Origin of the sequence: Bacillus sp. SRB_8 (assembly GCF_003264205.1) — a bacterium.
GTDB lineage: Bacteria > Bacillota > Bacilli > Bacillales > Bacillaceae_G > Bacillus_A > Bacillus_A mycoides.
The window spans coordinates 665,199-679,674 of record NZ_NADT01000018.1 but is presented as its reverse complement, the minus strand read 5'-3'; the positions used below and the strand labels follow the sequence as shown (position 1 = coordinate 679,674).

Annotated in this window: 13 protein-coding genes and 2 tRNA genes; 12 read left to right on the top strand and 3 right to left on the bottom strand. The window is 36.6% G+C overall.

The features are described from left to right. Positions 1 to 9 precede the first annotated feature (9 nt). The 4 genes from B5P40_RS13650 to B5P40_RS13635 all read left to right on the top strand — a co-directional run bounded on the left by B5P40_RS13650 (position 10) and on the right by B5P40_RS13635 (position 1,392). Entirely contained in the window at positions 10 to 618 is a 609-nt protein-coding gene (locus B5P40_RS13650) for an XTP/dITP diphosphatase (RefSeq protein WP_002165027.1), read from the top strand. 13 nt (positions 619 to 631) lie between these two features. Continuing rightward, positions 632 to 1,135, top strand: coding sequence for a metallophosphoesterase (locus B5P40_RS13645; protein ID WP_113709324.1), 504 nt, complete (start codon positions 632 to 634; stop codon positions 1,133 to 1,135). A 108-nt stretch (positions 1,136 to 1,243) separates the two neighbouring features. Beyond that, positions 1,244 to 1,317: transfer RNA gene (locus B5P40_RS13640), tRNA-Gly, on the top strand. Between the two features lies 1 nt (position 1,318). Next, positions 1,319 to 1,392, top strand: a tRNA-Arg gene (locus B5P40_RS13635). Between the two features lie 51 nt (positions 1,393 to 1,443). Here the strand turns inward: B5P40_RS13635 and B5P40_RS13630 are convergent. Then, positions 1,444 to 2,058 carry a PH domain-containing protein gene (locus B5P40_RS13630; RefSeq protein ID WP_000473869.1) on the bottom strand — a complete coding sequence of 205 codons (615 nt, stop codon included), beginning with the start codon at positions 2,056 to 2,058 and terminating at the stop codon, positions 1,444 to 1,446. A 315-nt stretch (positions 2,059 to 2,373) separates the two neighbouring features. On the opposite strand from B5P40_RS13630, the gene B5P40_RS13625 reads away from it, so the two are divergent. The 7 genes from B5P40_RS13625 (at position 2,374) to yihA (ending at position 11,817) form a co-directional block, all read left to right on the top strand. Beyond that, entirely contained in the window at positions 2,374 to 2,622 is a 249-nt protein-coding gene (locus tag B5P40_RS13625) for a hypothetical protein (protein WP_001983650.1), read from the top strand. Between the two features lie 198 nt (positions 2,623 to 2,820). Then, positions 2,821 to 3,819: a hypothetical protein gene (locus B5P40_RS13620; RefSeq protein ID WP_002034206.1), complete on the top strand. Its 999-nt coding sequence runs from the start codon at positions 2,821 to 2,823 to the stop codon at positions 3,817 to 3,819. A 310-nt stretch (positions 3,820 to 4,129) separates the two neighbouring features. Next, on the top strand, positions 4,130 to 5,407 hold the full coding sequence (gene tig, locus B5P40_RS13615; RefSeq protein WP_113709323.1) for a trigger factor: 1,278 nt from the start codon (positions 4,130 to 4,132) through the stop codon (positions 5,405 to 5,407). A gap of 264 nt (positions 5,408 to 5,671) precedes the next feature. After that, complete coding sequence (gene clpX, locus B5P40_RS13610) at positions 5,672 to 6,931, top strand: ATP-dependent protease ATP-binding subunit ClpX (RefSeq protein WP_000472285.1); 1,260 nt, start codon at positions 5,672 to 5,674, stop codon at positions 6,929 to 6,931. Positions 6,932 to 7,037: 106 nt separating this feature from the next. Continuing rightward, on the top strand, positions 7,038 to 8,708 hold the full coding sequence (lonB, locus tag B5P40_RS13605; protein ID WP_002034202.1) for an ATP-dependent protease LonB: 1,671 nt from the start codon (positions 7,038 to 7,040) through the stop codon (positions 8,706 to 8,708). 185 nt (positions 8,709 to 8,893) lie between these two features. Beyond that, positions 8,894 to 11,224 (top strand): endopeptidase La, encoded by a 2,331-nt coding sequence (gene lon / locus B5P40_RS13600; RefSeq protein WP_002192456.1) that lies wholly within the window; start codon positions 8,894 to 8,896, stop codon positions 11,222 to 11,224. After that, positions 11,221 to 11,817: a ribosome biogenesis GTP-binding protein YihA/YsxC gene (yihA, locus tag B5P40_RS13595; protein WP_002088829.1), complete on the top strand. Its 597-nt coding sequence runs from the start codon at positions 11,221 to 11,223 to the stop codon at positions 11,815 to 11,817. Before lon ends, yihA begins: the two co-directional genes overlap by 4 nt. Before the next feature lie 35 nt (positions 11,818 to 11,852). Here yihA and B5P40_RS13590 read toward each other — a convergent pair whose 3' ends face one another. Both B5P40_RS13590 and B5P40_RS13585 read right to left on the bottom strand, forming a co-directional pair. Continuing rightward, positions 11,853 to 12,269, bottom strand: a complete 417-nt coding sequence (locus B5P40_RS13590; protein WP_002015349.1) for an organic hydroperoxide resistance protein — start codon at positions 12,267 to 12,269, stop codon at positions 11,853 to 11,855. Positions 12,270 to 12,271: 2 nt separating this feature from the next. Beyond that, on the bottom strand, positions 12,272 to 12,724 hold the full coding sequence (locus B5P40_RS13585) for a MarR family winged helix-turn-helix transcriptional regulator (RefSeq protein WP_002015350.1): 453 nt from the start codon (positions 12,722 to 12,724) through the stop codon (positions 12,272 to 12,274). A 417-nt stretch (positions 12,725 to 13,141) separates the two neighbouring features. On the opposite strand from B5P40_RS13585, the gene hemA reads away from it, so the two are divergent. Next, positions 13,142 to 14,473, top strand: coding sequence for a glutamyl-tRNA reductase (hemA, locus tag B5P40_RS13580; protein WP_002015353.1), 1,332 nt, complete (start codon positions 13,142 to 13,144; stop codon positions 14,471 to 14,473). Positions 14,474 to 14,476 lie beyond the last annotated feature (3 nt).

Here is a 14,476-nt window from a genome sequence, read left to right as displayed (position 1 = left end):
GTGGAAAATATGAAGCAAGTTGTTGTAGCGACGAAAAATCTTGGGAAAGTACGTGAGTTTGCTGAGTTATTTGAGAGATTTGACTTAGAAGTGAAATCTTTACACGATTTTCCTCATATTGAAGAAGTTGAAGAAACTGGTGAAACATTTGAAGAAAATGCGATTTTAAAGGCGGACAGTCTTAGTAGACAGTTGAATTCCATCGTAATTGCAGATGACTCTGGTCTTATTGTAGATGCCTTAAACGGGAAACCAGGTGTGTATTCAGCTCGTTTTGCTGGAGAGCCGAAAGATGATCAGGCGAATATAGATAAGGTGTTACAAGGGTTAACTGACGTCGATTTAGAAAAACGTACAGCTCGTTTTTACTGTGCGCTAGCAGTTGCTTTCCCTGAAGTGGATAAAGAGCCGGTTATTGTAAACGGAACGTGCGAAGGGAAAATTCTAGAACAGCGCCGCGGGGAAAATGGTTTCGGATACGATCCGATTTTTTATGTAGAAGAATATAAAAAAGCGATGGCTGAGCTAAATTCGGATGAGAAAAATGCGATTAGTCACCGCGGACGCGCTCTTCGTAAATTAGAAAAAAAAATCCCAGAATGGTTTTTAGAAGAATAAGGGAGAGAGATTGATGAAAGCTTTAATCGTAAGCGATAGTCATAGCTCTGTGAAGGAATTACAGCAGTTAAAAGAGAATTACGAAGGGAAAGTAGATGTCATGATTCATTGTGGTGATTCAGAGCTAACGCCTGCTCAAGAAGAGCTACAAGGTTTCCAAGTTGTAAAAGGGAATTGTGATTATGCTAACTTTCAAGATGAAATTGTAACTGATGTAGATGGAATTCGTTTCTTAGTTGTACACGGTCATCGTCATGATGTGAAAATGACGTTACAAACGTTAGCGTATCATGCAGGAGAAGTAGGAGCGCAAGTAGCATGCTTTGGACATTCTCATATATTAGGGGCAGAATTAATTGATGGGATTTTATTTATTAATCCAGGAAGTATTTTGCTCCCACGCTCTCGTGTGGAAAAAACATTCGCTTTATTAGAAATGGATGAAAATCATATAGAAGTTCGTTTTGAAACATTAGATGGACAGCTGGTGGAACAAGCAATTTTTAAAAGAGGATAAGGAAAATTATCCTCTTTTAAAAAAGTGTTGACTTTATAAGTAGTTATGAATATAATAAATATTGTCGATAGGGCAACGGCGCTAACGAAGAAAAATAAAATAACATATGCGGGTGTAGTTTAGTGGTAAAACAAGAGCCTTCCAAGCTCTGGTCGAGAGTTCGATTCTCTTCACCCGCTCCATGTCCCAGTAGCTCAGCCGGATAGAGCATACGCCTTCTAAGCGTACGGTCGGGAGTTCGAATCTCTCCTGGGACGCTAAAAAAACCTTGTTATCTTTTGATAACAAGGTTTTTTGTTTGTTTTAAATTAGTTATTAATAAATTTTTCAAAGACAAAACCGTAATCTTTCACGTTATATTGCTTTTTCGTATCAACGAGCCAGTTAAAGGCGATCTCGTTCATCTCTTTAAACTGTTCTGCTAAATTTACTTGTGCATTTGAAATACGGCTGAAAGCGTTAGATGCCATATCTAAACTTTTATGTGCATACTGCAATGTAATGTCGTTGTCGTATGAAATTTCTTCGATTTTAAGAAGAGCCTTATATAAATCTTTTAATTCTTCAATATGTTTTTTATGAACATCAATTGAGTAATGCTCATCTCCCATTTGAAATTTAATTTCTACATCTAAATCAATCGTTCCTGCAGTTTCAAGTGCTACGTTTTTAATTTGATATTTACTATAGCTAAAGCGGCGTAATGTACGTTTTTTGCTTGTGGCACTTGTACCATCTAGGTGAATTAATCCTTTGTTTGTGAAACAATATTCATCTGATTTTGATTTAATAAGAAAGTAAATTTTCTCCCCATCTTCATGCATTACGTAATCATCAGCATCGACCTTATCGTAATCTTTTGGTGTGATAACGGAACCTACATCGCTTAATCCTAAAACGTCAGCTGCCATTTTTTTGAACATATATAATCCCCCTTGTAAATTAAATTCTTAATTGTACAAAAATATATTAACATGATATTAAACTTATTTTTGAAATCTTACAACTCTGTAAGGTAAGTGTAAGGAAGTTCGATGGTAACAAATTACTAATCTTATATAATGAAGATAACAACGATAAATGAGGAGGAAGAGATGATGAAAGGATTAATCGTAACGGGTTTAACAGTAGCTTTTGGGTTTGTGGCGTATGAAAAGTTAACATATGTAATTGATGTTGTAAAACATTTAGTAGCGTAGAAAAAACTGCCATGAGAGGGAAAGGGAATGAGTGAATGAATGGAATGGTTATTTGGAATTATAGGTACTTGTAGTGTAGTTTTATTGTTCTTTGTCCCGAGTGGTATACTTAGTTCGACAACGAGTTTGTTCTTTTTAAGTTTGTTTGCTTGTACGATGCTTATTATTATGTTTTTAATGAAGCGAAGTAAACCAATCTTCTATTTTAGCATGATTGTTATGGCAATTATTGTTCTCCAAATTATTACCCTTGTTATATACCCCACAATTATAAAAGCTTTCCATTAATGATGAACCCTCTGCCGTCTGTTGCTGAGGGTTTTTGTTTGTGAAAAATGAATTTTATTTAGAAGTTTGTTGTTTTTTCGTTATGAAAATAGAATATTCCTATATTTCAAATAAATAATTTTGGAATGTTGTGTTCTCATTACGCATTTGATATATTTACTTTGAAGATCATTAAAATCTAGAAAAAGAGGCGGACGTATGGATAAAAAAGAAAATACGGTCGTATTGTTTCCGCAACTATCAGAACGCTATATTGATAAAGGTTTTTTAGCGTTGAAAGAGCGGGAATTCGAAGATGCATTGCGCTGCTTTGAAATATTACGTCAGTATAATGCAGAAACGGAACAAACAGAATTAGCTTCCGTTATTTGTTTGCTAGAATTAAAACGTATGGAAGAAGCGAAAGAAAAATGTGAGCAGTTGCTTGAAACAGGAGCTGTATTATTTGGTGATATTCTTGAAACGTATGTAACTATTTTAGTTCAAACAAATGATTATGAAGGTGTCATTGAAACTGTTGAGGAAGTTTTGCAAACGAAAGATATAATTCCTGAGCAAAAGGAAAAATTGGCGCAGCTTGCTTTGTTTGCGCAAGGGATGCTGAATGAAGAAGATACACCGCTAGTGGATTCGAATTTTGAATTAGAAGAATTTACCGATGGGCTTTTTGGAGAAAACTTTGGTCAAAAGCTAAGAGTGATCCAGAAACTTTCGTTAAAAGACCTGGATCTCGCACTTCCTACTTTAAAGAAATTTTTAATAGACGAAGATCAGCACCCGTATTTAAAAACTTCTATTTTGTATAAAATGGTAGAAAATCAAATAGAAGAAGAGATAGAAGTAGAGAAGTTTGGAAATACGATAAAGGTGATTCCAGCATTTACAGGTCATAATGAGGAGCAATCCGATAAAATTATACATAAATTCTCAAACCGATTAGAGCAAAATTATCCAGATATATTTAGTACGATGGTTACATACTGGAAAGAATTACAAATTAGCATTTTTCCGTTCCCTCTATTAATGGATAAAGTAGAAATTTGGGCTGCTGTCTTAGAGAGAATTGGAAGAAAGCGTTTCGGATTGGCTATTGATGAAGAAGAACTTATGACAGCATACAATATTGAGTTTGAGGAATTTCATATTGCCTATCAATGGTTACTGCGCATTGAAAGAGAAGGGTATTTGCCCGTATAATTATGAAAAAGAATCGTTCAGTTATTGAAACGAGCACATTCTATGTTATAATGTAAGGGTTGCAAAAGGCAGAAATCTGCCTGTTTGTAAGAGAAGAGGAGTATAATTCTCTTACTTAATATGTTTCATATTAGTCTCGAACAAAATATACCGTAGTTGTCTTTTAGACAATTAGTAGATTGGAACATTGTATCTGAAAGCTTTTTGCTAGAGGGTTATTTGTACATTTGTTATTTCAAGAAAGAGATAATAAAAATTTTGATCTATAGAGGTATGTGCATACATTATTATAGTTGGAGGGAAAGAATAAATGTCTACAAAATGGGAAAAATTAGAAGGTAACGTTGGCGTTTTAACAATCGAAGTTGATGCTAAAGAAGTAAATAACTCTATCGACGCTGCATTCAAAAAAGTAGTAAAAACAATTAATGTACCAGGTTTCCGTAAAGGAAAAATGCCTCGTCCATTATTCGAACAACGCTTTGGTATTGAATCTTTATACCAAGATGCTTTAGATATCATCTTACCAAAAGCATACGGTGAAGCAATCGATGAAGCTGGTATCTTCCCAGTTGATCATCCTGAGATTGACATCGAGAAATTCGAAAAAGGCCAAAACTTAATTTTCACTGCAAAAGTTACTGTAAAACCTGAAGTTAAATTAGGTGATTACAAAGGTTTAGCAGTAGAAAAAGTTGAAACAACTGTAACTGACGAGGATGTAGAGAACGAAGTAAAAGCTTTACAAGAGCGTCAAGCTGAACTAGTTGTTAAAGAAGAAGGAACTGCTGCAGATGGTGATACAGCTGTAATCGACTTCGAAGGTTTCGTTGATGGCGAAGCATTTGAAGGCGGAAAAGGCGAAAACTATTCTCTTGCAATCGGTTCTGGTACTTTCATCCCAGGTTTCGAAGAGCAAGTAATTGGTCTTAAATCTGGTGATTCTAAAGAAGTTGAAGTATCATTCCCAGAAGAGTACCATGCTGCTGAATTAGCTGGTAAACCAGCAACATTCAAAGTAACAATTCACGAAATCAAAACAAAAGAACTTCCTGAGTTAAACGATGAGTTCGCTAAAGATGCTGACGAAGAAGTTGCAACTCTTGATGAATTAAAAACAAAACTTCGTACAAACTTAGAAGAAGGCAAAAAGCACGAAGCTGAGCACAAAGTACGTGACGAAGTAGTAGAATTAGCTGCTGCTAACGCTGAAATCGACATTCCAGAAGCTATGATCGACACTGAGTTAGATCGTATGGTTCGTGAATTCGAGCAACGTTTAAGCCAACAAGGTATGAACCTTGAGCTTTACTACCAATTCACAGGTACTGACGCTGACAAATTAAAAGAGCAAATGAAAGAGGATGCACAAAAACGTGTAAGAATCAATCTTGTTCTTGAAGCTATCATTGAAGCTGAAAACATCGAAGTTACTGAAGAAGAAGTAACTGCAGAAGTTGAAAAAATGGCTGAAATGTACGGTATGCCAGTAGACGCTATCAAGCAAGCTCTTGGAAGCGTAGACGCTTTATCTGAAGATCTTAAAGTGCGTAAAGCTGTAGACTTCTTAGTAGACAACGCTGCATAATAAAATAACAAGGCGCGATTTTAATCGTGCCTTGTTTTATAAATATAGAAATATATTTATAAAACTTTTCGATGAAGAAGGAAAAGTGCCTTTGTAAGTCGAATATACATATTTCAAAAGTTTTAAAATTTTTTTATTTGTACATAACTAGTCATATTATTTGTATTTCTCGCTACGTAGTGACATAATATGTATTTACATACGATACATTTATCGTGTACATACGAAGGCAAGAGGTTAGCACTTTGTAAGGGGTGTGAAAATATGTTTAAATTTAATGATGAAAAAGGTCAATTAAAATGTTCTTTCTGTGGTAAAACACAAACGCAAGTTCGAAAGTTAGTTGCAGGTCCAGGTGTTTACATTTGTGACGAGTGTATCGAGCTTTGTACTGAAATTGTACAAGAGGAGCTTGCGAAGGACGAAGAAGTAGAATTCAAAGATGTACCGAAACCGGTAGAAATTCGTGAAATCTTAGATGAGTATGTCATCGGACAAGATAACGCGAAAAAAGCACTAGCGGTAGCGGTATATAACCATTACAAACGCATTAATTCTAACAGCAAAATTGATGATGTAGAATTAGCGAAGAGTAATATTTCACTTATTGGGCCAACTGGTAGTGGTAAAACATTATTGGCACAAACATTAGCGCGTATTTTAAATGTTCCATTTGCAATCGCGGACGCAACATCTTTAACAGAAGCTGGATACGTTGGGGAAGATGTAGAAAACATCTTACTAAAACTAATTCAAGCGGCTGATTACGATGTAGAAAAAGCGGAAAAAGGAATTATTTATATTGATGAGATTGATAAAGTGGCACGTAAGTCCGAAAATCCATCAATTACACGTGATGTATCTGGTGAAGGTGTACAGCAGGCACTTCTGAAAATTTTAGAAGGTACTGTAGCGAGCGTTCCACCTCAAGGTGGTCGTAAGCACCCGCATCAAGAGTTTATTCAAATTGATACAACGAACATCCTATTCATTTGTGGTGGAGCGTTTGATGGCATCGAGCCTATTATTAAACGTCGCCTTGGTGAGAAAGTAATTGGATTTGGTGCTGAGAAGAAAAATGCTGATGTAAATGAGAAGCATGTTTTATCTCACGTTTTACCAGAGGATCTTTTAAGATTCGGTTTAATTCCGGAGTTTATCGGTCGTCTTCCAGTTATTGCGAACCTAGAGCCGCTTGATGAAGATGCTCTTGTAGATATTTTAACTAAACCGAAAAATGCACTTGTTAAGCAATTCCAAAAATTATTGGAGCTTGACGATGTTGAGTTAGAGTTTGAAGAAGGTGCACTAGTTGAGATTGCGAAAAAAGCAATTGAACGTAAAACAGGTGCTCGTGGACTTCGTTCTATTATTGAAGGCTTGATGCTTGATGTAATGTTCGAACTTCCATCTCGCAAAGATATCGAGAAGTGTATTCTTACGAAAGAAACAGTAGCTGATAATGAACCGCCGAAATTGGTGTTACAAGACGGTACTGTACTTGATACAAAAACATCTGCATAATGCGAAGAAGAAACAGCAATTTTTATAATTGCTGTTTTTCTTTATGTTTAGCACTATTCCTCCCAGGAAATACTAAAAGGTAAAACATAGCGGGAGGAAATGAATTATGAGCTGGACAAATATATTTTTACTTGTTCAACTTGTTTTTGGCGTAATTGTCGGATTGTATTTTTGGCATTTACTTCGAAATCAGCGAACACAAAAAGTTTCAATTGATCGAGAATCGAAAAAAGAATTAGAGCAGCTTCGTAAAATGCGTGAGGTTTCTTTAACAGAGCCGCTTGCGGAAAAGGTACGTCCTACATCCTTTATAGACATTGTAGGGCAAGAAGACGGGATTAAGTCGTTAAAAGCGGCTCTTTGTGGTCCTAATCCGCAACATGTGATCATATACGGTCCGCCAGGTGTCGGAAAGACAGCGGCAGCACGCCTTGTATTAGAAGAAGCGAAACGAAATCCGAAATCTCCATTTCGTACAAATGCAACATTTATCGAACTTGATGCGACGACAGCTAGGTTTGATGAGCGTGGTATTGCGGATCCATTAATTGGTTCAGTGCATGATCCTATTTATCAAGGAGCAGGTGCAATGGGACAAGCGGGTATCCCGCAACCGAAAAAAGGGGCTGTAACAGATGCGCATGGTGGTATTTTGTTCATTGATGAGATTGGTGAATTACATCCAATTCAAATGAATAAAATGCTAAAAGTGTTAGAAGATCGGAAAGTGTTTTTGGAAAGTGCGTATTATAGTGAAGAAAATTCGATGATTCCAACGTATATACATGATATTTTTCAAAAAGGTTTACCTGCAGATTTTCGCTTAGTTGGTGCAACGACACGTTCACCAGAGGAAATTCCTCCTGCAATTAGGTCGCGTTGTTTAGAAGTGTTCTTCCGTGAGTTAGATACAGAAGAAATTCAAAAAGTAGCGAAAAATGCAGCTGACAAAGTGGAGATGCAAGTAGGTGAGAACGGTATCGAAATGATTGGAATGTATGCAAGAAATGGGCGAGAAGCAATTAATCTCGTGCAAATTTCTGCTGGTATGGCGATAAATGAAGAACGACCTTTCATTAAAGATGAAGATATTGAATGGGTTGTTCATTCTAGTCAGCTTACACCAAAGTACGAAAAACGTATTTATCCAATTCCGAGAATCGGTCTTGTGAACGGGCTTGCTGTATATGGGCCGAATACAGGTGCGTTATTAGAAATTGAGGTAACAGCTATTCCTGCGAAAGATAAAGGATCAGTAAATGTCACTGGAATTGTAGAAGAGGAAAGTATTGGAAATCAAACGAAATCAATCCGCCGTAAAAGTATGGCGAAAGGTTCTGTTGATAATGTGTTAACAGTACTTCGTTCTCTAGATGTGTTGCCAGAAGGGTATGATATACATATTAATTTTCCTGGTGGTATCCCGATTGATGGTCCTTCAGCAGGTATTGCTATGGCAACAGGTGTCTATTCAGCAGTGCATCGTACGTATGTGAATAATGAAGTAGCGATGACAGGTGAGATAAGTATCCACGGAGAAGTGAAGCCTATTGGTGGTGTGTACGCAAAAATAAAAGCTGCGAAAAAAGCGGGAGCTAAGAAAGTCATCATTCCGGCTGAAAACATGCAACCATTTTTGTATACAATAAAGGGAATTGAGATCATTCCTGTTCGCAAATTAAAAGAAGTATTTGAATTAACATTTATGCAGGAAAATATGCATCGTGAGCTTGATGCACATAATGATTTGGACGAAACAGATGCACAATCAATGTGAGAATATACAATAATAAAAATTTGCCAGACTTCGTTTAAGTTTGTATGCTTAAGCGGAGTCTTTTTTCTTTTCGTGAGGCACAAAAAAACAGGGGATTAACAATTGCGAAGAATCTCTGCAATTGCATCTAGATGTATTGTAATATAAAATAGTTGAACAGGAGTTTAATTTATTATGGAGGTGCTATGTCTAGTATGAATACGAATGAAAGAATTGTGCCCCTCCTACCATTAAGAGGCATTCTCGTATATCCAACGATGGTTCTGCATCTTGATGTGGGACGTGATAAATCGATACAAGCACTAGAGCAGGCGGCAATGGATGAAAATATCATCTTTTTAGCAATGCAAAAAGAAATGAATATCGACGATCCGAAAGAAGATGACATATATAGTGTAGGTACAGTGGCGAAAGTGAAGCAAATGTTAAAATTGCCGAACGGTACGCTTCGTGTCCTTGTAGAAGGTTTACATAGAGCAGAAGTAGTAGAGTTTATCGAAGAAGAAAATGTGGTACAAGTTTCTATTAGAACGGTAACGGAAGAAGTAGAAGATGATTTGGAAGAGAAGGCTCTTATGCGTACGTTACTGGAGCATTTCGAACAATATATTAAAGTTTCGAAAAAAGTTTCAAATGAAACATTTGCAACGGTAGCTGATGTAGAAGAACCGGGAAGACTAGCTGATTTAATTGCTTCTCACTTACCGATTAAAACGAAGCAGAAACAAGAGATTTTAGAGATTGTATCTGTGAAAGAGCGACTACATACACTTATTTCAATTATTCAAGATGAACAAGAGTTACTTAGCCTAGAAAAGAAAATTGGACAAAAAGTGAAACGTTCAATGGAGCGCACGCAAAAAGAATATTTCTTACGTGAGCAAATGAAGGCGATTCAAACTGAACTTGGTGATAAAGAAGGCAAGGGCGGGGAAGTTGAAGAACTTCGTGAGAAAATTGAACAGTCGGGAATGCCTGAAGAAACAATGAAGGCTGCACTGAAAGAATTAGATCGTTATGAAAAATTACCTGTAAGTTCTGCTGAGAGTGGTGTCATTCATAATTATATTGATTGGTTATTAGCTCTCCCATGGACAACAGCAACAGAGGATATGATTGACCTCACTCATTCGGAAGAAATTTTAAATAAAGATCATTACGGTCTTGAAAAAGTGAAAGAGCGAGTACTTGAATATTTAGCTGTACAGAAGTTAACGAATTCATTAAAAGGCCCAATTCTTTGTCTAGTAGGACCTCCTGGGGTTGGGAAAACTTCGTTAGCACGTTCTATTGCAACATCGTTAAACCGTAATTTTGTACGTGTTTCTCTTGGTGGTGTGCGTGATGAATCTGAAATTCGTGGTCACCGTCGTACATATGTAGGAGCGATGCCAGGACGTATTATTCAAGGTATGAAAAAGGCGAAAACAGTTAATCCAGTCTTCTTATTAGATGAGATTGATAAAATGTCTAACGATTTCAGGGGAGACCCATCAGCGGCGTTACTTGAAGTGTTAGATCCAGAACAAAACCATAACTTCAGTGATCATTACATTGAAGAGCCATATGATTTATCGAAAGTTATGTTCGTTGCAACTGCTAATACACTTGCAAGTGTTCCGGGCCCATTGCTTGACCGTATGGAAATCATTTCAATTGCTGGTTATACAGAACTTGAAAAGGTGCACATTGCTCGTGAGCATTTATTGCCGAAACAATTAAAAGAGCACGGTTTGCGAAAAGGTAATTTGCAAGTACGTGATGAAGCGCTTCTTGAAATTATTCGTTATTATACACGCGAGGCTGGTGTTCGTACGTTAGAGCGTCAAATTGCAAAAGTTTGCCGTAAAGCAGCAAAAATTATCGTTACAGCAGAACGCAAGCGCATTGTTGTAACAGAGAAAAATATTGTTGATTTACTTGGTAAGCATATATTCCGTTATGGTCAAGCTGAAAAAACAGACCAAGTTGGTATGGCAACAGGTTTAGCTTACACAGCAGCGGGCGGCGATACACTTGCAATTGAAGTGTCTGTAGCGCCAGGAAAAGGGAAATTAATTTTAACAGGGAAACTTGGGGATGTTATGAAAGAATCCGCACAAGCCGCGTTTAGCTATATTCGTTCTCGTGCAGAAGAACTTCATATTGATCCGGATTTCCATGAGAAAAACGATATTCATATTCATGTTCCAGAAGGAGCAGTTCCAAAAGATGGACCATCAGCAGGTATTACGATGGCAACGGCACTTATTTCTGCACTAACAGGTATTCCTGTAAGTAAAGAAGTTGGTATGACAGGTGAAATTACACTTCGTGGTCGTGTATTACCGATTGGTGGTTTGAAAGAAAAAACATTAAGTGCTCACCGCGCGGGATTAACAAAAATTATTTTACCGGCGGAAAATGAGAAAGATTTAGATGATATTCCAGAGAGCGTAAAAGAAAACCTTACGTTTGTGCTTGCATCTCATTTAGACGAAGTATTGGAGCACGCATTAGTAGGAGTGAAACAATGAAAGTAACAAAAGCAGATATTGTAATTAGTGCCGTTAAACCGGAACAATATCCAGACAGTGATTTACCAGAAATTGCCTTAGCAGGTCGTTCTAATGTCGGGAAGTCTTCCTTTATTAATAAAATTTTAAATCGTAAAAAGTTAGTACGTATTTCTTCTAAACCAGGAAAAACGCAAACGCTGAACTTTTTCTTAATTAATGAAATGATGCATTTTGTTGACGTTCCAGGTTATGGATATGCGAAAGTATCTAAAACAGAGCGCGCGGCATGGGGCAGAATGATTGAGACTTACTTTACAACACGTACGCAATTAGACGCAGCTGTATTAGTAGTTGATTTACGTCACCAACCAACAAAAGATGACATTATGATGTATGATTTCTTAAAGCATTATGAAATCCCAACAATTATTATTGCAACGAAAGCCGATAAAATTCCGAAAGGGAAATGGCAAAAGCATTTAAAAGTTGTAAAAGAAACGCTTGCTGTTGAAATTGGCGATGAAATCGTTCTATTCTCTTCTGAAACAGGACTTGGAAAAGAAGAAGCATGGAAAGCAATTCATAAAATGACAAAAACAAAAAACGCGTGACGAATGTCGCGCGTTTTTTTTTATTTACTAAACTTTTAGCGTACGTTTAATGTAACTTCAATATTTCCTCTTGTTGCTTTAGAGTAAGGACATACACCGTGAGCGGCTTCTACAAGTTCTTGTGCTTCGGCATGAGAAACACCAGCAACATGTACGTCAAGTACAGCAGATAGTCCGAAACCACCATCTGTATCTTTACCGATAGAAACGTGTGCAGTCACTTCTGTACTTTCCACCTTCATACGTTTTGTACGAATTACAAGTTGTAATGCACTATCAAAGCAAGCTGCATAACCAGCTGCAAATAATTGTTCTGGATTTGTTGCTTCTCCGCCTGCGCCACCTAGTGCTTTTGGCATTTTTACATCAAGATTTAATATGCCATCATCTGAAACTACCTTACCGTTTCTTCCACCTGTTGCTGTTACTGAAGCAGTATATAATTTATCCATGTTTATTCCCCTTTTCTGTCATTAATTTTTTTCATTGTTTCAATTAATGTGTTTAATTGGATTAATAAAGAATGATATTCTTGCTCTGTAATTCCTAAATTTGTAGCCATCGTTGTTGGTAATGAACAAGCTATTTCTTTTAAATCTTTACCTTGTTCTGTTAATTCAATACAAACTTTTCGCTCGTCTTCTTTTGAACGAACACGTTGTACAAGTTTTAATGATTCCATACGTTTTAACATAGGTGTTAAAGTACCAGAATCTAAAAATAGACGTTCTCCAATTTCTTTTACTGTTAGTCCGTCTTGTTCCCAGAGTACGAGTAAAGTAATGTACTGGGGATACGTAATGCCCATTTCTTCTAAATAGGGGCGGTAAAAACGGGTAACCTCTCTAGAACAAGCGTAAATAGAAAAACAAAGTTGGTTATCTAGATGCAAAGGATTTTCTTTCATAGGCAACTCCTTGTGTTTTTAAATTGTGCACAATTTAATTTTGTAAAACCGATATAACGAAAAAGAAATACAATGTCAAATGCATTGCATCGAGAAAGTGAGTACTATATTTTGGAACAATCATACATATTTTCCTTCATGATGAAAGAAGATAGAAAAGATGATGTTATAATTAATATGGAATAGTTTCCATCACTTGATTATGAGGACTTTTTTTGGTAACGTACAAATAGAGTTATTATTTTATAATTATTATAAAGTAGAAAGTTCTTTATTAATCTTACTGAAGCTCCTTTATTACATATGGAGAATAAATAAAAAATAATCAGTTGTTCACACGATTGTCAGATTCATAAGAGGAAAGTTGTATTATGATAGTAGATAAAGTGATAAAACGGGTGAAGGGGGACATGCTGCGTGCATATTCTTGTTGTTAGTGTAAATTATCGAACAGCCCCTGTAGAATTTCGTGAGAAACTCACATTTCAGGCAGCAGAGCTAGAGCAAGCAATGACTATATTACAAAACCAAAAGAGCGTGCTAGAAAATGTCATTGTATCAACTTGTAATCGCACTGAGATTTACGCTGTTGTCGATCAATTACACACGGGACGGTATTACATTAAGAAGTTTTTAGCTGATTGGTTTCAGCTTGAAATAGAAGAAGTCGCACCATACTTGTCTATTTTTGAACAAGATGGCGCAATAGATCATTTATTTCGCGTAACGTGCGGTTTGGATTCTATGGTTGTTGGAGAGACGCAAATTTTAGGTCAAATAAAAGATAGCTTTTTAGAAGCACAACAAGTAAAAGCGACAGGTACAATTTTTAATGAGTTGTTTAAGCAAGTGGTTACGTTAGCAAAACGTGCGCACTCAGAAACAACGATTGGTGAAAGTGCGATGTCTGTTAGTTATGCTGCTGTTGAGCTCGGAAAGAAAATATTTGGCGATTTAACAGATTGTCATGTACTTATTCTTGGTGCGGGTAAGATGGGTGAACTTGCACTGCAAAACTTATACGGAAGTGGAGCTCGTAAAGTAACGGTTATGAATAGGACGCTTACGAAAGCGGAAGTGATGGCTGAGAAATATATGGGACATGCAAAGCCTTTAAGTGAATTGCAATGTGCATTATTAGAAGCGGATATTTTAATTAGTTCAACGGGTGCATCAGAATATGTCATTACGAAAGAAATGATGACAAAAGTAGAGAGAATGCGCTCTGGTCGTCCGTTATTTATGGTTGATATTGCAGTACCACGTGATATTGATCCGGCGATTGATGAATTAGAAGGCTCTTTCTTATATGATATCGACGATCTGCAAGGTGTAGTTGAAGCAAACCGTGCTGAACGTTTAAAAGAAGCAGAGAAAATTCAATTTATGATTGAAGAAGAAATGGTTTTATTTAAAACGTGGTTAAGTACGCTAGGTGTTGTACCGTTAATATCAGCTCTTCGTGATAAAGCGCTAGCAATTCAAAGTGATACGATGGAAAGTCTTGAGCGAAAAATACCAAACCTTAGTGATCGTGAGAAAAAAGTAATTAGTAAACATACGAAAAGTATTATTAACCAATTGTTAAAAGACCCAATTTTAGTAGCTAAAGAATTAGCTGTTGAAGAGGGAGCTGGCGAAAAATTAGCTTTATTTGCGAAGATTTTTGATTTAGAAGTGGAAGAAGCGGGAAATACGGAAGAAGTAGAACATAAAAGAGCGTGGACACCATCCGTTCCATCTTTATAACTT

Coding starts and splice junctions, on each gene's coding strand:
- B5P40_RS13650 (WP_002165027.1), top strand. CDS start 10: ATGAAGCAAGTTGTTGTAGCGACGAAAAATCTTGGGAAAGTACGTGAG.
- B5P40_RS13645 (WP_113709324.1), top strand. CDS start 632: ATGAAAGCTTTAATCGTAAGCGATAGTCATAGCTCTGTGAAGGAATTA.
- B5P40_RS13630 (WP_000473869.1), bottom strand. CDS start 2,058: ATGTTCAAAAAAATGGCAGCTGACGTTTTAGGATTAAGCGATGTAGGT.
- B5P40_RS13625 (WP_001983650.1), top strand. CDS start 2,374: ATGGAATGGTTATTTGGAATTATAGGTACTTGTAGTGTAGTTTTATTG.
- B5P40_RS13620 (WP_002034206.1), top strand. CDS start 2,821: ATGGATAAAAAAGAAAATACGGTCGTATTGTTTCCGCAACTATCAGAA.
- tig (WP_113709323.1), top strand. CDS start 4,130: ATGTCTACAAAATGGGAAAAATTAGAAGGTAACGTTGGCGTTTTAACA.
- clpX (WP_000472285.1), top strand. CDS start 5,672: ATGTTTAAATTTAATGATGAAAAAGGTCAATTAAAATGTTCTTTCTGT.
- lonB (WP_002034202.1), top strand. CDS start 7,038: ATGAGCTGGACAAATATATTTTTACTTGTTCAACTTGTTTTTGGCGTA.
- lon (WP_002192456.1), top strand. CDS start 8,894: ATGTCTAGTATGAATACGAATGAAAGAATTGTGCCCCTCCTACCATTA.
- yihA (WP_002088829.1), top strand. CDS start 11,221: ATGAAAGTAACAAAAGCAGATATTGTAATTAGTGCCGTTAAACCGGAA.
- B5P40_RS13590 (WP_002015349.1), bottom strand. CDS start 12,269: ATGGATAAATTATATACTGCTTCAGTAACAGCAACAGGTGGAAGAAAC.
- B5P40_RS13585 (WP_002015350.1), bottom strand. CDS start 12,724: ATGAAAGAAAATCCTTTGCATCTAGATAACCAACTTTGTTTTTCTATT.